This window comes from Macrococcus equi, assembly GCF_047426745.1.
In the GTDB taxonomy this organism is placed as follows: Bacteria; Bacillota; Bacilli; order Staphylococcales; family Staphylococcaceae; genus Macrococcoides; species Macrococcoides equi.
Genome location: NZ_CP179732.1, coordinates 1591495 through 1612833, shown reverse-complemented (window position 1 = coordinate 1612833; position 21339 = coordinate 1591495). Strand labels below are relative to the sequence as shown.

Sequence of the window (21339 nt, the reverse complement as noted above, 5' to 3'; positions counted from 1 at the left end):
ATCATAACAAGCAGTTATTAATTGACTCTTAATTTTTATATAAGTTTCGTTAATAATGTAAAGTACCAGATGCATTTTCAAAGTTCATGTAAATAATTTAAAAACCTGAACTGATTAAATATCAGTCCAGGTTTAAATTATTTGTGAAATACAGTATTGGTAACAAAATCAGGATAATCCGTAATAATACCGTCTACTCCCGCCTCAAGAAGCGGTCCAACTTGTTCTTTCTTTCTCACGGTATAAGGCTCTACTTTAAGACCAGCGCGATGTGCTCTATCAACTAAACTTTTATTGATTAATTTATATGAGGGGTTATAAAAATCGGCATAATTACTAAATGACTTCAAATATGTGTCCGAAGTCTTAAAAGAAGCTGCACTTATCAGTACGCCGTGCTTAATGCGTGGTAGTAGCGCTTTAGATTTTCTTATGTAGTCATGATTAAATGACTGAATAATAATTTTATTATTCGCGCCATTTGTCATATGATACTTTTCAAGTGTGGCTTTGATCTTATGCTCAATACCCGGATAAATTTCAGGAGATTTAACTTCAATTAATATACCTGTTCGGGCACCTTTATAGCGTGATAAAATCTCATCGAAAGTCGGAACTTTTTCATTCTTAAATTCCGTGCTAAACCAGCTTCCTGCATCGAGCTGTTTGATCTTAGATAAAGTTGTTGTACCTATAAAGCCATTGCCATTGGTAGTGCGGGCTAAAGTATTGTCATGAATCGATACTAAATGTCCATCTTTAGTCAGTTGCAAATCAATTTCAAAGTAATCTGCCTTCATTGCTACAGCTTTGTCATATGCTGCTAGCGTATTTTCCGGCGCATATCCACTTGCACCACGATGTGCGATAGTCTTTACTTCTTTATTTTTCGTTGCGGCAAACGTTGCATCGCTTATAGTGAAACATACAACAGAAAGCATCAAAGCTGAAATCAAAGTTTTTTTCATGATTTTTCTCCTCTCAATTGATATGATAACTTTATCAATAAATTATTAAGAGGTTTTTAAATTTAACCTTGTATTATTAATAAATTTTAAATTTAAGGTAAATTATTTTTATATTTAGTTAAGGAGTATAAATATGACAATACATACATTTCACTGTACTGCCAGATTTAAAGGTGGTTATCACGGCACCGGTATTATAGAAAATAAACATTTGAAATCACAAATTTCAATACCAAAAGAAATGAATGGTCCTGACATCGGAACGAATCCTGATGAAATGCTGATGTCTGCAGCAGTAACTTGTTTTACCATCACCATGAGCTCTTATTTTGATAAAAATAATATACCCGTAGAAATTGATCATGTTGATGCTACTGCTGCTATTTCCGTAGTGAAAGGGTTGCAACACTATGATAGTATCACTTATAAAGTCTATCTTGAATCAACAGAGAAACAGTTAGACCAAGGCATGTTATCCAAACTCAAAAGATTAATTGAGAAAGCTGAGCAAAATTGCATGATTACCAGAGCGTTAAAAGGGAATGTAGATATTATTATAGAAAGTATCTATTTAGATGGTAATCCATTTAAATAAGAAGAAAAATATACATAACAACTTAAATTAATGAAGTTGTTATGTAATTTTTTATGTTAAATACAAAAATAAAATTATTTCAAAAAAGTTTTATGTTCAATATTTAACTAATTCAATTCATGCCCTATTATTGAAAATCTTTTTTTGTAAAATTATTTTTATAATAATCTAATGTATTCATTACTGTGTTAACGTTTACATTTAATAAATTTGCTATATTTAAAAAAATTTATTTTAAAGGTTTTATGCATCTTTTGAACAAATAAAACAATATTATTATAACATAATAACTACAGAATTTTCAGACTTTTTTAGAAAAATGAATTGACAATCGATTATTTTAGCAATAAAATAATCAAGTACGGAAGAAAAGAGGGATACGATAAAATGAGTTCAGTTACAGAAATTAAAAAAACAAAAAAGAAATTTATAAGCTTACCAATGCAAATACTATTAGCACTTATCCTTGGTGTAGTAGTCGGTGCCCTATTAAATGGTAAGACAGAGTACGTTAATTACTTTCAGCCATTAGGCGATATCTTTTTACATCTTATTAAAATGATTGTAGTACCTATCGTATTTTGTTCATTAGTCATCTCAATCGCTGGTACTGGTGATATGAAAACTGTTGGACGTTACGGTTGGAAAACTTTACTTTACTTTGAAATCATCACAACAATTGCAATTGGTTTAGGTATCATCTTTGCAAACATCTTCAGACCTGGTGCTGGTATCGACAAAAACTTATTACCAAAAGGTGATGTAACAAAGTATACAACGAATGCGGAAGCAGCAGCTCACTCTACATATGGTAATCATATGATTGATACGATTGTTAATATTATTCCAACGAATATTATTGATTCAATGGCACAAGGTCAATTACTACCAGTTATCTTCTTCTCAGTATTCTTTGGATTAGGTTTAGCTGCAATTGGTAAAAAAGGTGAACCCGTAAGAGCTTTCTTTGATGGATTCTTAGATGTTATCTTCTGGATGACGAATCAAATCATGAAATATGCACCAATCGGTGTATTTGCATTTATGGCTGTTACAATTATTAACTTAGGATTAGGCGCTCTTATTCCACTTGGAAAATTAGCACTTGTAGTTGCCGGATCTATGGTATTCTTTATTTTAGTTGTACTTGGCGGCGTTGCTGCTATTTGTAAAATTAACATTTTCCATTTACTTGTTATTCTGAAAGAAGAGTTAATCTTAGCTTTCTCTACTTCAAGTTCTGAAACTGTTTTACCTAAGATTATGGAGAAGATGGAGAAATTCGGTGCTCCTAAAGAAATCGTTTCTTTCGTAGTACCTACAGGATATACATTTAACTTAGATGGTTCAGCGTTATACCAATCTATTGCAGCATTAACGATTGCACAAATGTACGGTGTTCATTTATCAGTTACTGAACAGTTAGTATTACTTGTTACGTTAATGTTAACTTCTAAAGGGATGGCTGCCGTACCTGGAACATCAATCGTAGTATTGATCACAACACTTACTGCAATGAATATCCACCCTGAAGGATTAGCACTTATCATTGGTATCGACCGTATCTTAGATATGATGCGTACGGTTGTAAACGTTGTAGGTAACTCATTATCTACTTTAGTTATCGCTAAATGGGAAGGACGCCTTGATTATGAAAAAGGTCGTCGTTATTACGAAACATTTACAAAAAAATAGTATTAAAAAGCCACTCTGATGATGAGTGGCTTTTTTCATGTTATTTAGTAAACTCTCCTTCATATGCCTCTCGTCTAAGATAGTCTGATACAACTTTGATATCCTTATGGAACTGACGATCTTCTGAAATACTTGGTACGATTTGTCGATATTCTTCGTATTTTTTTCTTGTATTGGGTGACAATAATTCAATGCCTTTAATTTCTGCTGCCTGTAATGCGATAATACATTCTATCGCAAGTACATTACGCACATTTTCTAAAATTTGATAACCATGTCTTGAAGCAATTGTGCCCATTGAAACATGATCTTCCTGGTTAGCGCTAGAAGGAATAGAATCTACACTTGCAGGATGAGCTAAAGTTTTATTTTCAGACACTAGACTTGCAGCGGCATATTGCATAATCATCGCTCCACTTTGTAAACCAGGTTGTGGCGATAAGAAAGCAGGTAAATCTCCATTGAGCTGAGGATTAACGAGACGTTCAATTCGACGTTCAGAAACGTTTGCCAATTCACTTAAACCTATTTTAAGGAAGTCCAGTGCAAATGCTACAGGCTGACCGTGGAAGTTCCCCCCTGAAATCACAAGTGTTTCATCTCCATCATCAAAAATAAGTGGATTATCATTAGCAGCATTCATCTCAGCTTCAAGCTTCTCTTTGACATATTCGAATACTTGAAAACTAGCACCATGTATTTGTGGAATACAACGCAGTGAATAAGCATCCTGCACACGAACCTGCCCTTGTCTCGTCGTTAACTTTGAACCCTCAAGCCAGTCCAGCATTCGGCTTGCAACATCTTCCTGACATTTATTATTTCGCACGATATGCACATTTTTATGATATGCATCTGTTATACCATTTAAGGCTTGATGTGTAAGTGAGGCAATCCATTCTGCCTGATAAGCTACATCTATTGTTTCAATATAGTTAATGACACCTTGTGCGGTCATTGCTTGTGTCCCATTAATCAATGCAAGTCCTTCTTTTTCCTGCAGAATAATGCTTTCTCTCCCTAGTTCTTTCAGTACTTCACCACTATGCTGAATCTTCCCATTGTACTCAACCTCACCCTCACCAATCAGTGCAAGTGCCAAATGAGATAAAGGCGCTAAATCTCCTGAAGCACCCAGTGAACCTTGTCCAGGAATAACTGGAATAATACGTTCATTAATAAAGAATACTAATTGGTCTACAAGTTGCTCTGTGACACCAGAATGACCTTTCAACATCGTATTTAAACGTAAAACCATCATTACAAGTGAAACATTTGATTGAAACGGCTGACCTACCCCACAAGCATGAGAACGAATAAGATGTAACTGTAAATCCGTACATTTATCATGATCAATCAACACATCACAAAATAAACCGAAACCCGTTGTAATCCCGTAAATCGTTTCCTTATCTGCTATAATTTTTTCAACTGTCTTTCTACTCTTGCGCACACGTGTGAGTGCATCCTGAGATATCTCAACCTTATCATTTTCCTGAATAAACTTTCTAATTTCATCAATTGTAATCGACTCACCGTTTAATAATAATGTCATGTCCATACCCCTTTTTAATTTTCTAATAATTCAGACAACATAATTATAAAATGAAATCGTTTACATTACAATACAATATCCAAAAATTGTATTATGGTATTATAGCATTACGTTAAAGCATTATTATAAAAAAAACAGCCCAAATGGACTGTTTAAGAATAGCTATTTTAAGTATTCATCAACAACATCAGCAACCTGCTGAACATGCGTGCCGATGATTACTTGAGCATTTTTACGACCAACCTTCATAACACCAGCTGCACCAGCACGTTTAATCATCGCTTCATCTACAACAGCATTACTTTTAAGTTCAAAACGAAGACGTGTCGCACAGTTTGTTACTGTTTCGATATTCTCTTTACCACCTACACCAGCAATTACCGACTGTGCTAACTGATCATATTTACCAGGACGTGTTTGTGTCACAACTTCAGTCTCGTTATTTTCAATTAAATCATTGCGATTTTGTTCTGCAGCCATGCGTGCAATCTCCTCTTCAGACTCACGACCAGGCGTTTTAATATCCATCCACTTGATGACTGCTCTAAAGATTACATAATACAGAATAAAGTAAATAACACCTAACACTAATAACATATAAGGTTGGTTGGCGTTAGGATTTCTTAAAGATAAGAAATAATCGATGAAACCGGCACTAAATCCAAATCCTGCTGTCCAATGCATACTCGCAGCAATAAACATTGAAAGACCAGTAAGAATGGCATGAACTACAAATAGTGCTGGTGCTATGAACATGAAAACAAATTCAACAGGTTCGGTTACACCTGTTAAGAATGCTGCAACTGCTCCAGCAAGAAAGATACCTGAAACTGCCTTACGTCTTTCAGTTTTCGCAGAATGATACATGGCAAGGGCCGCACCAGGGATACCAAACATCATTACCGGGAAGAACCCTGCTTGGTACATACCCGTAACACCTTTAACCGCTTCTTGTGATTTAAATTTAGGAATATCATTAATACCAGCTACATCTGTCCAGAATACTAAGTTTAATGCGTGATGGAGACCAGTTGGAATTAAAATACGATTGAAGAATCCATAAAGACCTGCACCCACTGCGCCTAAACTTGTCATCCATTTACCAAATCCAAGTAATAATCCAAATAAAGTTGGCCAAACAAAAAGTAAGACAATTGATAATAACATTGCAAAAATCGAAACAAGTATAGGGACTAGTCTTCGACCACTGAAGAAAGCAAATGCTGCTGGCAATTCAGTTTTATGAAACTTATTAAATGTCCATGCAGAAATTAATCCAATTAAGATACCTACAAACACATTATTGATTTTATCAAAACCAGGTGGAACTTCTTTTACACTTACATGCAAAATATTAGAAACTGATAAAGGGTCGAGTACGGTTTTAACTACCAGAAATCCCACAACTGCTGCGAGTGCTACTGCACCATCTCTTGATTTTGACATACCGAGTGCTACGCCAATCGCAAAAAGAATAGCTAAGTTATCTAATATTGCGCCTCCTGATTTTATTAAGAATGCTGCTAGTTGGTTGTTGGCTCCCCACTTATCAGGATCAATCCAATAGCCTATTCCAAGTAACAAGGCTGCTGCAGGTAGTACAGCGACTGGTAACATTAAACTTCTACCTAATCTTTGTAAGAAAGAATACATCTTCTTACCTCCTATGATATATTATTTTTCAATGCACCTTATTTTATTATTAATATGCTACCACTTCAATAAGCATTTCATGTGATATGAATATATTTTGTGTACATCTTAAGTCTTATATGCGATAATATATTGTAGTCTAAAAAAAGTCTTTAATTTATGTCTCATTTTAGATATAATAGAGCAATAAAAAATTTAAGGGTGATTGAATGAGAGGTCTTCCATTTTTATTTAAAGGTAGATTAACTGCTTATCAAATATCTACTGCAACAGATATTGATATCGAATTAATTGAATCACTGTTTACAGATGAACAGAAAATCGACACTTTAGATGATGAAACTTATACAAAGCTTAGCAATCTGGAACATAGCTTATTTCCAAATGAAATAAAAAATAATGAAACAAGTGCATAACTTGTTTCATTATTTTTTTATGCCTTCTCATATTGATTTAACAAGTATTTCATTGAATCCACAATGAGTTGTTTTAAAATATTAATATCAATTTCATCAATATCACTCACATACACACATGTCTTGCCTAGCGTATGCTTCCCTAAATCTTTCAGGTATCGATCTCGATTACGATTATCTGGTGCGAAATATAAACTGATTTTACCCTTTTTCACACCGAATGCAATGAGTGGTGCATCTCCTTCTATTTGATTATCGAGTTTATAATGATATTTTCCAAACCCTACTATATTCGGTCCCCACATTTTACCGATATATCCCGATGTTTCTTCAAAGATACTTAGAAGTTTTAAACAGTCTTTTCTTCTTTTATCTTCTTCTATTCCATCGATGAAATCTATTACGGAATCTTCTTTATCTTTATGTATCTTCATGATGCACCCCCATCTGACTTTTAATAAATTATACTATAAATTCAGAATATTTAATATATTGATTTTTATTTTTATCTGCTACTTCTTTTGGAATACCAAAGCACATTTAATTTTATGAGAATAAATTGAACTTTAAGATTAAATTATTCTTAATATCTAGTTTATGTATTCAAAATACGGGAAAGATAAATATAAGTAAAAATTATAATTGGAAGTGGGTGAAGACTTATGAGTATCATCGTACTGAAAACGTCTTATCCTTACACATCTGATGAGCAAACAGAATATAAATTAATTCAAAATGAAGTTGAGAAAACGACTTACATCAATAAAGTGAAGGAAAATACAGAGGCTATTGCCGACAAAACAAACAAATCTCAAATTATTAAACTTGAATTTATTTATCCCGAGGATAAAGAAACGTATTTATACAAGACTCTAAAAAACGAAGCGTAGTATCTACGCTTCGTTTTTTATTTTCATTATCAGTGCATTAGTTTTTTCTTCTAGCGTGTGAGTTATTGCTTCGATCGCTTCATTCTTTTTATATTGTGCTGTAAATTCTGTGCTGTCAATTGGCTCGCCGAAAATAATATAGCATTTATTTTTCTTAAGGAAAATATCTCTGAAATGAATTGGCCCATCATATGCTGCGGGTAAGATCTTCGCTTTACTCATTACTGCAATTGTTGCTGCTCCTTTTTTCATCGGTGCATTATCTACTCGTCGACCACTTGGAAAGATACCTACAATCTTTCCTTCTTTTATTAATTTTACAGGTATTTTTAAGGTCGATGGCCCAGGATTATCTCGATTTACCGGAAAAGCATTACATGATCTGAAAAACTTATCCAGCAATTTCCCTTTAAATAATTCCTGTTTTGCCATATAGTGCACTTCTCTTGGATATAATGCCATTGCAAGAATAATAATTTCAACCATACTACGGTGATTACAAGTTACGATAAAAGCTTCCTGTGCAGGTACATTTTCTTTGTTAATGACTTTCACTTTACGCAATAAGATATTTGTAATCAAATAGATTAAAGTTGCTAGAAACTTATACATAATGTTAACTCCTTAACGAAACTGATTTTTAATTTATTTTATCATAAATTATTTTCGACAGATAATAAATATTCATTTTGTCTATTTCGTGAACTCAAGGGTTTAAGTGTGAAAAAGTAGTCATTTAATGATATCTTTTTAATTATCTGAATATATATTTTGGAGGAATCATATGGATAATTTTGAACATGACAAAAAAGATTATGGACAAGCTACACAAACACAAACTACATATACTCAACCCATAGATGAAAATGAAAGATACACTTCAGTACATAACCACAATAATAAAGATAAAACAGGATTTCTGAAGTTATTGCTTGCTGCGGCCCTTGGATCAGGACTTACAATCGGTGCGACACACATTCCTGATATATTTGATTCTCATAATAACGGACAAGTGGCAACACCGATTCAGGTTGATCAGAAGACAAGTGGCAACAATGTCAAACTCGCAGACATGCTTGAAAGTGTTTCACCTGCTGTCGTTGGTGTCATCAATATGCAACAAGCGAATAGCAGTATCTTTGATATATTAAGAGGCAATAGCAGCAGTGAAGAAACACCAGCTGGTACAGGTTCAGGGGTGATTTATCAGGTAACTGATAACGAAGCTTTTATCGTAACAAATAATCATGTCGTTGAAGGTGCAAAGGATTTAAAAGTACGACTTTCAAATGGTAAAACGGTAGATGGGACGCTTATCGGTAAAGATGCTCTCACTGATATTGCGGTCCTTAAAATTAGCGGGAACTACAATATAAAACCAATAGCTTTCGCTGACTCATCAAAAATAAGAGTCGGTGATACTGTTTATGCAATCGGTAACCCGTTAGGCCTTGAACTATCTGGTAGTGTCACTGAAGGTATTGTCAGTGCCAAGGAAAGAACAATGCAAGTTGAAACTTCAGCTGGCGAATCATCTGTTAAGGCCATCCAAACAGATGCTGCAATCAATCCAGGTAATTCAGGTGGCGCATTGATCAACAATCAAGGCCAGTTAATCGGAATCAATACACTAAAAATTGCTGCGGATAAAGTAGAGGGACTTGGCTTTGCGATACCTTCTAATGATACAAAGGTATTGATTGAAAAGTTAGTGAAAGATGGTAAAGTAGTACGACCATTTATGGGCTTAGCTTTAGTAAGTATCGATGCCGTACCTCCAAATTATCTTGACGAAATGAAGGTTAAAGCAGATCATGGTGCTCTTGTTGCGAGTGCTGATGAAGTTGCAGGAAAAGTCTTTAAAGAGGGAGATGTCATCATTCAAATAGAAGGACATGATGTTCAGTCTGATGGTGATGTACGTAACTATATCTATAAAAATAATAAAGCTGGCGATAAAGTAACCTTTAAAATTATTCGCGATGGTGCTGAAAAAGAAGTATCACTAACGCTAAGAAGTACAGATGAAAAATAAGATTAAAAAAAGACTAGTCGTTTGACTAGTCTTTTTGTGTTGATTAGAAACCTCGGTCAGCACCGCCACCGCCAAAGCCTCCTCCACCAAAACTACCACCGAATCCGCCGCCATCGCCGAATCCTCCTGAAGAGAATCCACCACCGAATCCGCCGCCGGTCGGGAAGAAGATGACTGGGCCTGATGAACGTCTGCGTCCACCACCGCCACCTCGGCCACCTCCCATAAATATAGAGAGGATTAAGTATAGTAAAAATATACCGATGATAATCTCAAATACACTGATACCATCTGAACTATCGTCAGCCATCGGAGTATCTCTCGTGTATTTCTCACCATCAAAACCATAACTCTTACTTACTTCATCAAAAATTGCATTATATAATTTACCAATCCCTTGTGCATAAAGTGCCTTACTTTCCTCACTTTTACCTTTAGGATCTAGTGCAACAGCTTTCTTAACATCAGGAAGTGCATATTTATCAATTAATGCACCGACCTTCGCATCATTTAAGACACCTTCCAGTCCGTATCCGACCTGAACATTAATTCCTCTGTTCTGAAATTCATTACCATTATCAAGATTTAATAATATTACAATACCATTATCTTTTTCCTTGTCTCCGACACCATACTCACGAGCAGCGCGGAGTGCATAATCTCCCTTTACTTCCTGCCCAATCGTCGGCATGGTCATGACTAAGATTTCTGCGGTTGTTCCTTTTTGCAAGGTTTCACCACGTTGATTAATAAAATCTTTTTCATTTTGCTTGAAAATACCGAGATGATCCTGCACAAATCGAGGTTGTGTCAGTTTTGGCAATGGTTCAGCTGCACTAACCGGTAAAGTAATAAAGAAGATTAAAAAGAGCGCGATAAAAATCGCGAACTTTTTCTTATGCATTATTTAGTTTCCTTATCAGAGTTAAAATCAATACTTGGTGCTTTGTTTGCAGCTTCATCCGCTTTAAAGAATTCTTTCTTCTCAAAACCAAAGATACCAGCATAAAGTGTTGCAGGGAAACTTCTGACTGCTTTATTATATACTGTTACAACATCATTGTAATCATTACGTGCTACAGCGATACGGTTCTCAGTACCAGCTAATTCATCTCTTAAACCAGTAAACTGTGCGTCGGCTTTTAACTCAGGATAGTTTTCCTGAATCGCAATTAAACGACTTAATGCAGAGTTTAATTCAGCATTGGCATTCGCCTTCGCTTCCATTGAATCACCTTTAGTAGCACCTGCTAATTTTGCACGAGCATCTGATACATCTTTAAATACTTTTTCTTCATGCTTTGCATAACCTTTAACTGTTTCCACTAAGTTCGGGATTAAATCTAATCGACGTTGTAATTGCGTATCAATCTTTGCCTGAGCATTTTCTACGTCTGAATCCAGCCCAACTAATTTATTGTAAGGACCGATCAACATACTACCAATAATTAACAATAAAACAACTAATCCAATAATAGGTATTAATAATTTTTTCATATCTTATCTCCTTTTATGTAAGTATTTCACTCTACCCTTTAAAAATATGCTTTAAACCCTGCTGAATTAAGAAATTAAAAAGAGATGAAGTAATTTACTTCATCTCATCAAAACAAAGAACTTTTATTGATATGTCACCATAAAGTATTTCTTTTTACCGCGACGAATAATGGTAAACTCGTCTTCTATCTTATCATTCACAGTAATTTCATGATTCGTATCTGTAACCTTCTCACCATTCAGTGAAATCGCACCATTAGTCACATCCTCACGTGCCTGGCGCTTACTTGGTGCAATACCCGCTTCAATTAATACTTCTACAATATTTGTGCTTTCAACCGTCTTTTGAGGTACATCTTTAAAGCTCGTACGTAACTGATCAGCTGTTAATGCTTTTAAATCACCTTTGAAAAGTGCATTCGTAATATTGATAGCTTCTTCTAAAGCTGCTTCGTCATGCACGTATTTTGTTACTTCTTCAGCAAGTTTCTTTTGCGCTAAGCGTAGATGTGGTTCTGTTTCTACCGATGTTTCTAATGCTTCAATTTCCTCTTTGCTTAGGAACGTGAAGTATTTTAAGAATTTAATAACATCACTATCCGGTGTATTGATCCAGAACTGGTAGAATTCATATGGGCTCGTCTTCTTGCGGTCTAACCACACAGCCCCACCTTCAGACTTACCAAATTTCTTACCGTCTGACTTCACTACTAATGGTACAGTCATACCGTACGCTTCTACTTCACCATACATACGACGCATTAGTTCTAAACCACTCGTGATGTTGCCCCACTGATCACTACCACCGATTTGAAGTTTTACGTTGTGCTCACGGTTTAAGTGTCCGAAGTCAATCGCCTGTAAAATAGTATACGTAAATTCTGTAAACGATATACCTGTTTCAAGTCTTGATGCAATACTATCTTTGCTTAGTAGGTAGTTTACACCAACGTGTTTGCCGTAATCACGCAGGAATGATAGCAAATCAATTTGACCTAACCAGTCTTTGTTATCTACACGCATCGCCCCTGTAGCCCCACCAAATTCAAACAACTGCTCCATTTGAGAACGAATACCATCTACGTTCTTTTGAACTTGTTCAAGTGTTTGTAAGGTACGTTCGTCGGTACGTCCTGATGGGTCACCGATCATTCCAGTTGCACCACCAATTAAGACAACGGGACGGTGGCCATGTTGCTGGAATCTTTTTAATGTCATAAAAGGTAACAAGTGACCAATATGCAAGCTGTCTGCTGTTGGATCAGTTCCGCAATATACACTGACGCTCTCCTTATTTAATAATGCTTCAATTTCTTCAGGATGAGTTTCTTGATAAATTAAACCTCTCCACTTCAATTCTTCTAATAAAGCATTTGCCATCTTTGTTCCTCCTCTAAAATTTATTCTTTAAACTGATAAAACAGATAACTCACTTCCTATTAATAAATTAGATAAAAAAACACCCCTACAAAAATGTAAGGGTGCTTCTGCACGGTACCACCATACTTATGATTAAATCATCACTTATTAATGAAAAAGGTCATTATCCTTAAGGTCGAATGTATAGGTGTATTCATGTTTCCAATGCTTAGTTTTCACCAGCCACTAAGTCTCTAAATTCATCGTGCCACACTACTTGTCCTAAAACCTTGATATTCAGTTTAATTTAAATTATGTAACTAGTTTATCCAATAGAAACTATAACGTCAAGACAGAATAATTATGATATACTAAAAACTATTCAGGAGGAAATTTGTATGGCGAAAAAACAAAGACAATTTTTCAAAACTATAACAAATAAAGAACATATTAAAAATCAGTTCAAATCTATAGAATTCACTCCATATGTTTGGTTTCATGGAATTTATGAAACTTTAACACGCACGTTTCTTTTTTTAATGATTACCGCTATTTTACTAGGTACCCTACTCCTTGGCCTTGGTACAGGATATTTTCTTGCACTGGTAAAAGATGAACCTGTAAAAAACAATGCTGCACTAAAAAAGTCATTATATGAGATGACACAAAGTACCAGTGTTTACTTCGGTACAGGTGAATCATTAGGAACGCTTAACGCAGATGTTCAGCGTGAAGTCATTAAATACAATCAAATCAGTCCATATGTCATCGATGCATTGATTTCGACTGAAGATGAAAACTTCTATCATCATAACGGAATCGTTCCTAAAGCATTTATCCGTGCTACAGCACAAGAATTTTTAAATATGGGTGTCACAAGTGGTGGTAGTACGTTAACACAGCAGTTAATAAAAAATCAGCTGCTGACTAACGAAACTTCTTTCAAACGCAAAGCGAAAGAAATGATGCTTTCATTCAAAGTTGAAAAGTCATTAACTAAAAAAGAGATTATTGAAGCGTATTTAAATGTGGTGAGTTTCGGACGAAATACAAATGGCCAGAATATCGCAGGCGTTCAAGCAGCTGCCCAAGGTATATTCGGTGTTGATGCTAAAAAATTAAATATAGCGCAAGCTGCCTATATTGCAGGGATGCCACAAAATCCATATACTTATACACCTTTCCTGCAAAATGGTGAGATAAAGAAAGATAAAGATTTGAAATACGGATTTGAGCGACAACAATATGTCTTAAAACGAATGTACCAGGAAAAGAAAATTACGAAAGAACAATACCAGCAAGCTAAAGCATTCAATCTGAAAAAATCATTCACAAAAGAATTCGATGCACCTAATGAGAAATATCCTTTCTTAACACAGGAAGTTGAATCACGTGCCGTTGATATATTAAAGTATATCTTTGCTGAAAAAGATAATATCTCTAAGCAGGAGCTGGATGAAACGCCAGTACTTGAAGAAAAGTATATTGGTATTGCTAATCGTGCGATTCGTAATAATGGTTATATCATAGACACCACAATCCATAAAAATATCTATGACACAATGGATCAGATTAAAGATAATCCTAATTACTATTCATATGCACGAACTGTAGAAGGAAAGTCTAAGCCAATCAATATGGAAGTCGGTGTATTATTAAAAGATAACGAAACTGGTAAGATCCTGTCATTCATCGGTGGTCGTAATCACAAAGATTCACAAAATAATCATGCGACAAAAACAAAACGTTCACCAGGTTCAACTATCAAGCCATTATTAACTTATGCACCGGCGATAGAATACGGTATGACAACGCCAGAAACTGCCTTGCTAGATAGACGTTTCGATTATAATGGTTATTCTCCTGAGAACTATGCAAAAATGGAATATAACGTAGTCACAACACGTTATGCACTTGAAAACTCACTCAATTTAAGTACACTACGTCTTTACTCAAGTATTATGGACAGAAAACCATGGGAATTACTGAACAAGATGAATTTCAATATTCCTAAACAGGAACAGGAAAACTTATCATTAGCTCTTGGAGCAACAGATATTACACTTGAAAATAATGTAGATGGATTTTCTACGCTTGCGAATCAGGGTAATTATCAGGAAAGCTACATGATAGAATCCATTAAGACGCGTGATGGAAAAGTTATTTATCAGCACAAGGCACGTCCTGTTCGCGTGTATAGTCCTGAAACAGCATATATTACAACTGATATATTACGTGGTGTATTAGATACGGGTAGTGCCTATCAGTTAAAAGGTACATTTATGTACAATCAGGACTGGGCAGGAAAAACGGGTACAACACAGGATGCAAAGGATAGTTTATTTGTAGCCTATAATCCGAAAGTAACGATGGGCATCTGGATGGGATATGATATTCCGACTTCATTTGATGAACAAAACCACTATCAACTTAAGTTTTGGCGTGATATCATCAACCAGATTACCACGCAGGACCAACTTCAGATGGGTGTCGGACAGCGTTTCGAACAGCCAGCTGGTGTCGGCAAAGTTCAGTTATGTCAATATACGATGTCTAAGCAAGGATCATGTGATGGCAGCGAGCCTGTTAAAGACAGTTTAGTCTGGAAAAATACTGACACAACTCAAAAGAAATTAGACAATCCTAAAGTGTTAGCACGTCTAGGTCAAAAACTTGATGCTGAAACAAGGAAAAAAATCTCATCAAAATCAAATGCTGCAGATACGCTATCTCAAGCCAAAAGAAATGCCAAAGCTACTAAAAAGCAAAATTAACATAACCGAAAATAATAAAAACTTAACACAAAAAAACAACCATAATCATCATGATTATGGTTGTTCAGATTGAAGACAAACTCATTTTCATTACATGAGTTTGTCTTTTTTTAAAGGCTATATTCTCATTTATTCGAAGAAATTTCTTCGAAATTTAAATTATTGACTATAATGCTAAGCCAATTGAGTATCTTTGATAACCCAATTGGCTAACTTTTTTAAATTCATGCATGCACAAATAAGCGTGGTTTCCATGGACACTTTTTTCAATCCTCTAAACTTTGTCCATCTCATACCATGCTGTTCTTTAGCGTCACCAAATCTTCTTTCAATAGTTTGAGACCTTAATTTATATCCCATTCTTCCTTCTTCTGTATGTCTTATTTCTTCAACATCTTCTAAGTATTCTTGCCAAATATGTCTTTGAATTTGCTTTTTATATTGTTTATTTTCTGTACATTTATTTAGAAATGGACATTCTTTACATACATTTGGGTTAGAATGATACAATTTAAATCCTTCACGATCAGTACGTGTGTATTTAAGGGGGTGATTTGCAGGACAAATATATTCATTGTAATATTCATCATAAACAAAATCATTTTTTCTGAAACGGTCCTTTGGACCTCTTGGTCTAGTATATGGCATGTAAGGAGTGATTGACTCTTTAAATAAAAAGTAAGCATTAAAAGGTGTTTTATATCCAGCATCTACAGCCAAGGTTTTAGGTTTAATTCCTTTATCTTTCATTCTAGAAATCATAGGTGCCAATTGAGTACTATCATGAATATTAGCTGGTGTTACGTGGTGATCTACAAAAAATCCATTTTTATCAACACAAGCATGTAAACTATAAGCAAACTGTTTCTCACGTTCACCTTTAACATAGTAACCAGCGTCAGGATCTGTGAGACTTTCTTTCTTTTCTTTTTCTTCTGTCTTATGAGTTGGGGTGAACTCCTTTTTTCCTTCAGATTTACGAACCTCGTTTATTTCTTTATCTAATTCATCCTTATAATGAGCGACTGATTTTTTTACTACAACTTTTCTAAATCTATGTTTATTAGCATTTGCTTTTATATGAGTAGAATCAATAAATAAAGCTGAGGTATCAATCAATTTATGTTGCATCGCCAACTGTAGAATGTGTTCAAATATTTCTTCAAAAAGTGTATTATCACTGAACCTTCTAATATAATTCTTACCGAAGGTAGTGAAATGAGGAATCTTATCCTGAAAACTGTATCCAAGATACCAACGATAAGCAACATTTGTTTCGATTTCTTTTATTGTTTGTCTCATTGATTTTATTCCGAATAATTTTTGTATTAATATTATTTTTACTAAAATCACAGGGTCTATACTTGGACGACCATTATCAAGACAATATTTATCTTCGACTAGAGGATAAATAAAATTCAAATCCAATACTTTATCTACTTTTCTTAGTAAATGGTCTTGTGGAACTAAATCTGAAATTGCAACAACCTCTAATTGATTTCTTTTATCTTCTGATTTACTCAACAAAATAATCACCCCAAATCATTGTTAATATTATTGTATAAAAAAAGACTGAAAACTTCATCTCCGAAGGAGACTTTGTCTTCAGTCTGAACAACCATAATCATCATGATTATGGTTGTTTTCGTTATATTAGAATAATCCTACAGCATTACCTTCTGCATCAACATCCATTTTTAACGCTGCTGGTTCTTTCGGTAAACCTGGCATTGTCATAATGTCTCCTGTTAATGCTACGATAAATCCTGCACCTGTCTTAGGAATTAATTCACGAATTGTAATATTGAATCCAGATGGACGACCTAATTTCTTAGGGTCATCAGAGAATGAATATTGTGTTTTTGCCATACATACAGGATATTCATTCCATCCATTATCTACGATAGTTTTTAATTGTTTTTTAGCTTTTTCTTCAAATACAACATCATCAGCACCGTAGATTTTTTGTACGATTGTACGGATTTTTTCTTCTACTGGTAATGATAAATCATATAAAGGTTTGAAGTTTTGTGGTTGATCTAATACTTCAAGTACTAACTTAGCAAGCTCAACGCCGCCTTTTCCACCATGCTCCCAAACTTCAGTTAACGCTAATTTCACACCGCGTTCTTTCGCCCAGTTTTGAACGAATTCACGCTCAGCATCTGTATCTGTTACAAAGTTGTTTAAAGCGATGACTGGTTCAACACCAAATAATTGTAAGTTTTCGATATGTTTTTCTAAGTTTTGAATACCAGATTTTAATGCTTCAACATTTTCGTTTGCAAGATCAGTTTTCGCTACGCCACCATGCATTTTTAATGCACGAATTGTTGCAACGACAACGATAGCATCCGGTTGAATTTCAGCTTTACGAGATTTGATATCCATGAATTTTTCTGCACCTAAATCAGAACCAAAACCAGACTCAGTAACAACGATATCCGCTAATTTACGCGCTGTTTTTGTTGCGATGATTGAGTTACAACCGTGCGCAATATTCGCAAATGGTCCACCATGAATTAAAGCAGGTGTTCCTTCAATTGTTTGAACAAAGTTAGGTTTTAATGCATCTTTAAGGATTAACGTTAAAGCACCTTCAACCCCTAAATCTTTAACAGTAACCGGATTACGGTCGTAAGTGTATCCAATTGTCATTTTACCTAAGTTTTCTTTTAAGTCTGTAATGTTGTTTGATAAACAGAATACTGCCATGATTTCAGAAGCAACCGTAATATCAAATCCATCTTCACGAGGTACCCCTTTGAATGGTCCACCAAGTCCAACAACAACTTGACGTAACGTACGGTCGTTCATGTCAATAACACGTTTCCATTCAACACGACGTGGATCGATGTTTAATTGGTTTCCTTGATAGATATGGTTATCGATGAATGCAGCTAATGCATTATTTGCAGTAGTAATTGCATGTAAGTCACCATTAAAGTGCAAGTTGATTTCTTCCATCGGTAATACTTGCGCACGACCTCCACCTGTCGCGCCACCTTTCATACCGAAAACTGGTCCTAAGCTAGGTTCGCGTAAGGCAACCATAACACTTTTACCTAATTCTTTGAAGGCATCAGAGATACCAACTGTTACAGTTGATTTACCTTCACCTGCAGGCGTTGGACTCATTGCAGTAACTAATACGACTTTACCTTCTTTATTTGTAGTAACTTTAGAAGGATCAATCTTAGCTTTGTGGTGGCCGTATGGTTCTACCGCTTCTGCAGGTATTCCCGCTGCCTCTGCAATTTCCAAAATAGGTCGAACTGTCGCTTGATTAGCGATTTCTAAATCTGATAAATATTTAGTCATTTTCACATTCTCCTAATCTTAAAAGTGTCTTTACTATTTAATAATAAGATAACGCTTTCAAGTTGTCGAATATTTTAGTTTATTTCTACGCAAATTTTATCATTAATCTTCCATCGTAGATAAATCACCTGTCGGTAAATCTAGTTCCCAAGCTTTTAATACGCGTCTCATAATCTTACCTGAACGTGTCTTTGGTAATTTATCTTTAAATTCAATTTCTCTAGGTGCTGCATGCGCTGCGAGCCCTTCTTTCACAAATAACCTGATTTCTTCTTTAAGTTCATCACTTTCTTTATAACCTTCTCGTAAAGCGATGAATGCTTTAATGATTTCTCCGCGAATCGGATCAGGTTTACCTATAACTCCAGCTTCCTGTACTGCAGGATGTTCTACTAGTTTAGATTCTACTTCAAACGGTCCGACACGTTCGCCAGCCGTCATGATTACATCATCAACACGACCCTGGAACCAGAAGTAACCGTCTTCATCTACATAGGCGCTATCCCCTGAAATATACCAGTCACCAGTTAAGAAATATGATTTATATTTAGGTTCATTATTCCAGATTGTTTTCATCATTGATGGCCATCCTGCTTTCATCGCCAGGTTCCCCATTCTATTGGGTGGTAGTTCATTACCCAGGTCATCTACAATCGCTGCCTGTACACCTGGCAGTGGTTTACCCATTGATCCTGATTTAATGTCCATATCCGGGAAGTTAACAATCATATGACCACCTGTTTCAGTCATCCACCATGTATCATGAATACGTAATTTAAATACTTTATCTCCCCATTTAATTACTTCAGGATTTAGCGGCTCACCAACGGATAAGATATGTCTTAAATGTGATAGATCATATTTTTCTAGCAGTTCATCACCAGCACCCATTAACATACGGAAAGCAGTTGGTGCTGAATACCATACCGTCACTTTAAATTGTTCAAGAATACCATACCAACCTTCTGGTGAGAATCGTCCACCAGCAATAACGTTCGTTGCACGATTTAGCCACGGCGCAAAAATACCGTAACTTGTTCCCGTTACCCAACCAGGGTCTGCTGTGCACCAATATACGTCATCCTCTTTTAAATCTAATACGTAATGACCTGAGATATAATGCTGAATCATAGCATTTTGAACATGTAATACACCTTTAGGTTGACCTGTCGAGCCAGAAGTATAGTGCAGGATGAGACCATCATCAAGTGTTAACCACTCTGTTTCAAATTCAGTTGACGCATCCTTATAGAACTTATTGAAATCGATATATTGATCTTCAACCTCTTCATCAACAACGACAATATGTTTTAAGTGAGGTAACTCCTGCTGCGGAATACGACTTAGTAAACTGTTTGTCGTAATAATAACACTTGCCTCACTATTTTCCAGGCGATCTTTTACCGCTTTCTCCATGAACGCTTCAAATAATGGTCCGACAATTGCACCTATTTTTAATGTACCGAGCAATGCAAAATATAGTTCTGGAGAACGTGGCATAAAGATAAAGACGCGATCCCCTTTTTTCACGCCTGCCTCGTTTACCAAAACATTTGCCGCTTTATTCGAATTTACCATCATATCCTGATATGTATATCGTTCATTACGATGTGCATCCTTATATAATAAGGCTACCTTTTCTCCGTATCCGTCTTCAACGTGACGATCAATACATTCATGAGCCATATTCACTTTGCCATTTTCAGCCCATGAAAATTGTTTTTCAACTGCTTTCCAGTCAAAGTTCTCATATGTTTTATCATAGTCTTTCATGTTGTGATTACCACTTACTGCCTTAAATACTTCTGTCTTCACAAAAAAATCCCCCTTGTAAACGTTTTCAATATTTCATTTATTATTATATAATAAAATTAACTGATAATTCAAAAAATAAATTAACTTTTTTACAAATTTATCTTATTCATCACATAAGGAGGATGCATGAAGCATATAAAAACATATCATAAGTCACTTTTAAGCTTTATGGACAAAGAGCTAATCGTTGAAGGGCCTATCGATGGTAAAACTCTTCAAAAATATACGTTTGATCAGGGATTGGTTGCGTTCAGAAGACCGGATGAACAGTTTGAGGCAATTATTGAAATAGCAGATCTTGAAGAAGGTCGTATCATTATTTGCCGAGATGGAATTAATATTATCGGCTACACTACCTATCTTTATCCAGATTCTATGGAGCGCTGGTCGGATGGTAATCTTCCGTATATTTTGGAACTTGGTGCAATCGAAATCAGCAAGAATTATCGTGCTGCAGGTATTGGTAGTGAAATGCTTCGCGTTGCCATGATGGATGATGCCATGGAAGACTTTATCGTCATCACAACTGAGTATTACTGGCATTGGGACCTTAAAGGTAGCGGACTTGATGTCTTTCAGTATAAAGAGATTATGCAGCGTATGATGGGAAGTTGTGGGATGAAAGTTTTTTCTACAAATGATCCTGAAATTACTAGCCATCCAGCAAACTCATTGATGGCACGTATCGGTAAACGTATCAATAACGAACAAATTCAAGCTTTTGACAATTTAAGGTTTCAAAATAGATTTTTCTTATAGGAGGATA

The 21339-nt window shown here is 35.3% G+C and carries 18 protein-coding genes; 7 read left to right on the top strand and 11 right to left on the bottom strand.

What is annotated here, in order from left to right; translation table 11 throughout:
- Nucleotides 1-137 precede the first annotated feature (137 nt).
- Nucleotides 138-968, bottom strand: coding sequence for a glycerophosphodiester phosphodiesterase (locus ACMGE6_RS08510; RefSeq protein WP_414053447.1), 831 nt, complete (start codon nt 966-968; stop codon nt 138-140).
- A gap of 133 nt (nt 969-1101) precedes the next feature.
- Here ACMGE6_RS08510 and ACMGE6_RS08505 point away from each other — a divergent pair, with 133 nt between their 5' ends.
- Nucleotides 1102-1563, top strand: a complete 462-nt coding sequence (locus tag ACMGE6_RS08505; protein ID WP_414053446.1) for an OsmC family protein — start codon at nt 1102-1104, stop codon at nt 1561-1563.
- 387 nt (nt 1564-1950) lie between these two features.
- Nucleotides 1951-3258, top strand: coding sequence for a cation:dicarboxylate symporter family transporter (locus ACMGE6_RS08500; RefSeq protein ID WP_414053445.1), 1308 nt, complete (start codon nt 1951-1953; stop codon nt 3256-3258).
- Between the two features lie 40 nt (nt 3259-3298).
- Here the strand turns inward: ACMGE6_RS08500 and hutH are convergent, their stop codons facing one another.
- The gene (gene hutH / locus ACMGE6_RS08495; RefSeq protein WP_414053444.1) at nt 3299-4813 is read right to left on the bottom strand and encodes a histidine ammonia-lyase; all 1515 of its coding nucleotides are present in this window, start codon (nt 4811-4813) and stop codon (nt 3299-3301) included.
- A 162-nt stretch (nt 4814-4975) separates the two neighbouring features.
- Nucleotides 4976-6466 (bottom strand): N-acetylglucosamine-specific PTS transporter subunit IIBC, encoded by a 1491-nt coding sequence (nagE, locus tag ACMGE6_RS08490; RefSeq protein WP_414053443.1) that lies wholly within the window; start codon nt 6464-6466, stop codon nt 4976-4978.
- 209 nt (nt 6467-6675) lie between these two features.
- On the opposite strand from nagE, the gene ACMGE6_RS08485 reads away from it, so the two are divergent.
- On the top strand, nt 6676-6882 hold the full coding sequence (locus tag ACMGE6_RS08485) for a hypothetical protein (RefSeq protein WP_414046065.1): 207 nt from the start codon (nt 6676-6678) through the stop codon (nt 6880-6882).
- 17 nt (nt 6883-6899) lie between these two features.
- Here ACMGE6_RS08485 and ACMGE6_RS08480 read toward each other — a convergent pair whose 3' ends face one another.
- On the bottom strand, nt 6900-7316 hold the full coding sequence (locus ACMGE6_RS08480) for a DUF1801 domain-containing protein (RefSeq protein WP_414053442.1): 417 nt from the start codon (nt 7314-7316) through the stop codon (nt 6900-6902).
- 228 nt (nt 7317-7544) lie between these two features.
- Here ACMGE6_RS08480 and ACMGE6_RS08475 point away from each other — a divergent pair, with 228 nt between their 5' ends.
- Nucleotides 7545-7772, top strand: a complete 228-nt coding sequence (locus ACMGE6_RS08475; protein ID WP_414053441.1) for a hypothetical protein — start codon at nt 7545-7547, stop codon at nt 7770-7772.
- 3 nt (nt 7773-7775) lie between these two features.
- Here the strand turns inward: ACMGE6_RS08475 and ACMGE6_RS08470 are convergent, their stop codons facing one another.
- A complete protein-coding gene (locus tag ACMGE6_RS08470; protein WP_414046062.1) occupies nt 7776-8384 on the bottom strand; it encodes a lysophospholipid acyltransferase family protein in 609 nt (202 codons plus the stop codon).
- A 172-nt stretch (nt 8385-8556) separates the two neighbouring features.
- Here ACMGE6_RS08470 and ACMGE6_RS08465 point away from each other — a divergent pair, with 172 nt between their 5' ends.
- Complete coding sequence (locus ACMGE6_RS08465; RefSeq protein ID WP_414053440.1) at nt 8557-9807, top strand: S1C family serine protease; 1251 nt, start codon at nt 8557-8559, stop codon at nt 9805-9807.
- A gap of 43 nt (nt 9808-9850) precedes the next feature.
- Here the strand turns inward: ACMGE6_RS08465 and ACMGE6_RS08460 are convergent, their stop codons facing one another.
- The 3 genes from ACMGE6_RS08460 to tyrS all read right to left on the bottom strand — a co-directional run bounded on the left by ACMGE6_RS08460 (nt 9851) and on the right by tyrS (nt 12684).
- Nucleotides 9851-10711 carry a TPM domain-containing protein gene (locus ACMGE6_RS08460; protein ID WP_414046060.1) on the bottom strand — a complete coding sequence of 287 codons (861 nt, stop codon included), beginning with the start codon at nt 10709-10711 and terminating at the stop codon, nt 9851-9853.
- On the bottom strand, nt 10711-11304 hold the full coding sequence (locus tag ACMGE6_RS08455; protein WP_414053439.1) for a LemA family protein: 594 nt from the start codon (nt 11302-11304) through the stop codon (nt 10711-10713). Before ACMGE6_RS08455 ends, ACMGE6_RS08460 begins: the two co-directional genes overlap by 1 nt.
- 123 nt (nt 11305-11427) lie before the next feature.
- Entirely contained in the window at nt 11428-12684 is a 1257-nt protein-coding gene (gene tyrS, locus ACMGE6_RS08450; protein WP_414053438.1) for a tyrosine--tRNA ligase, read from the bottom strand.
- 377 nt (nt 12685-13061) lie between these two features.
- On the opposite strand from tyrS, the gene ACMGE6_RS08445 reads away from it, so the two are divergent.
- Nucleotides 13062-15437 carry a transglycosylase domain-containing protein gene (locus ACMGE6_RS08445; RefSeq protein ID WP_414053437.1) on the top strand — a complete coding sequence of 792 codons (2376 nt, stop codon included), beginning with the start codon at nt 13062-13064 and terminating at the stop codon, nt 15435-15437.
- Nucleotides 15438-15611: 174 nt separating this feature from the next.
- On the opposite strand, the gene ACMGE6_RS08440 is transcribed toward ACMGE6_RS08445, so the two are convergent.
- The 3 genes from ACMGE6_RS08440 to acsA all read right to left on the bottom strand — a co-directional run bounded on the left by ACMGE6_RS08440 (nt 15612) and on the right by acsA (nt 20573).
- Nucleotides 15612-16967, bottom strand: coding sequence for an IS1182 family transposase (locus ACMGE6_RS08440; protein WP_414054829.1), 1356 nt, complete (start codon nt 16965-16967; stop codon nt 15612-15614).
- Nucleotides 16968-17090: 123 nt separating this feature from the next.
- Nucleotides 17091-18758 (bottom strand): formate--tetrahydrofolate ligase, encoded by a 1668-nt coding sequence (locus ACMGE6_RS08435; RefSeq protein WP_414053436.1) that lies wholly within the window; start codon nt 18756-18758, stop codon nt 17091-17093.
- Nucleotides 18759-18860: 102 nt separating this feature from the next.
- Complete coding sequence (gene acsA, locus ACMGE6_RS08430; RefSeq protein WP_414053435.1) at nt 18861-20573, bottom strand: acetate--CoA ligase; 1713 nt, start codon at nt 20571-20573, stop codon at nt 18861-18863.
- A 126-nt stretch (nt 20574-20699) separates the two neighbouring features.
- On the opposite strand from acsA, the gene ACMGE6_RS08425 reads away from it, so the two are divergent.
- Nucleotides 20700-21332 carry an N-acetyltransferase gene (locus tag ACMGE6_RS08425; protein WP_414053434.1) on the top strand — a complete coding sequence of 211 codons (633 nt, stop codon included), beginning with the start codon at nt 20700-20702 and terminating at the stop codon, nt 21330-21332.
- Nucleotides 21333-21339: the final 7 nt, after the last annotated feature.

Bases quoted from the DNA above. Each gene is read 5' to 3' on its own strand.
- ACMGE6_RS08510 (WP_414053447.1), bottom strand. From the start codon at position 968: ATGAAAAAAACTTTGATTTCAGCTTTGATGCTTTCTGTTGTATGTTTC.
- ACMGE6_RS08505 (WP_414053446.1), top strand. From the start codon at position 1,102: ATGACAATACATACATTTCACTGTACTGCCAGATTTAAAGGTGGTTAT.
- ACMGE6_RS08500 (WP_414053445.1), top strand. From the start codon at position 1,951: ATGAGTTCAGTTACAGAAATTAAAAAAACAAAAAAGAAATTTATAAGC.
- hutH (WP_414053444.1), bottom strand. From the start codon at position 4,813: ATGACATTATTATTAAACGGTGAGTCGATTACAATTGATGAAATTAGA.
- nagE (WP_414053443.1), bottom strand. From the start codon at position 6,466: ATGTATTCTTTCTTACAAAGATTAGGTAGAAGTTTAATGTTACCAGTC.
- ACMGE6_RS08485 (WP_414046065.1), top strand. From the start codon at position 6,676: ATGAGAGGTCTTCCATTTTTATTTAAAGGTAGATTAACTGCTTATCAA.
- ACMGE6_RS08480 (WP_414053442.1), bottom strand. From the start codon at position 7,316: ATGAAGATACATAAAGATAAAGAAGATTCCGTAATAGATTTCATCGAT.
- ACMGE6_RS08475 (WP_414053441.1), top strand. From the start codon at position 7,545: ATGAGTATCATCGTACTGAAAACGTCTTATCCTTACACATCTGATGAG.
- ACMGE6_RS08470 (WP_414046062.1), bottom strand. From the start codon at position 8,384: ATGTATAAGTTTCTAGCAACTTTAATCTATTTGATTACAAATATCTTA.
- ACMGE6_RS08465 (WP_414053440.1), top strand. From the start codon at position 8,557: ATGGATAATTTTGAACATGACAAAAAAGATTATGGACAAGCTACACAA.
- ACMGE6_RS08460 (WP_414046060.1), bottom strand. From the start codon at position 10,711: ATGCATAAGAAAAAGTTCGCGATTTTTATCGCGCTCTTTTTAATCTTC.
- ACMGE6_RS08455 (WP_414053439.1), bottom strand. From the start codon at position 11,304: ATGAAAAAATTATTAATACCTATTATTGGATTAGTTGTTTTATTGTTA.
- tyrS (WP_414053438.1), bottom strand. From the start codon at position 12,684: ATGGCAAATGCTTTATTAGAAGAATTGAAGTGGAGAGGTTTAATTTAT.
- ACMGE6_RS08445 (WP_414053437.1), top strand. From the start codon at position 13,062: ATGGCGAAAAAACAAAGACAATTTTTCAAAACTATAACAAATAAAGAA.
- ACMGE6_RS08435 (WP_414053436.1), bottom strand. From the start codon at position 18,758: ATGACTAAATATTTATCAGATTTAGAAATCGCTAATCAAGCGACAGTT.
- ACMGE6_RS08425 (WP_414053434.1), top strand. From the start codon at position 20,700: ATGAAGCATATAAAAACATATCATAAGTCACTTTTAAGCTTTATGGAC.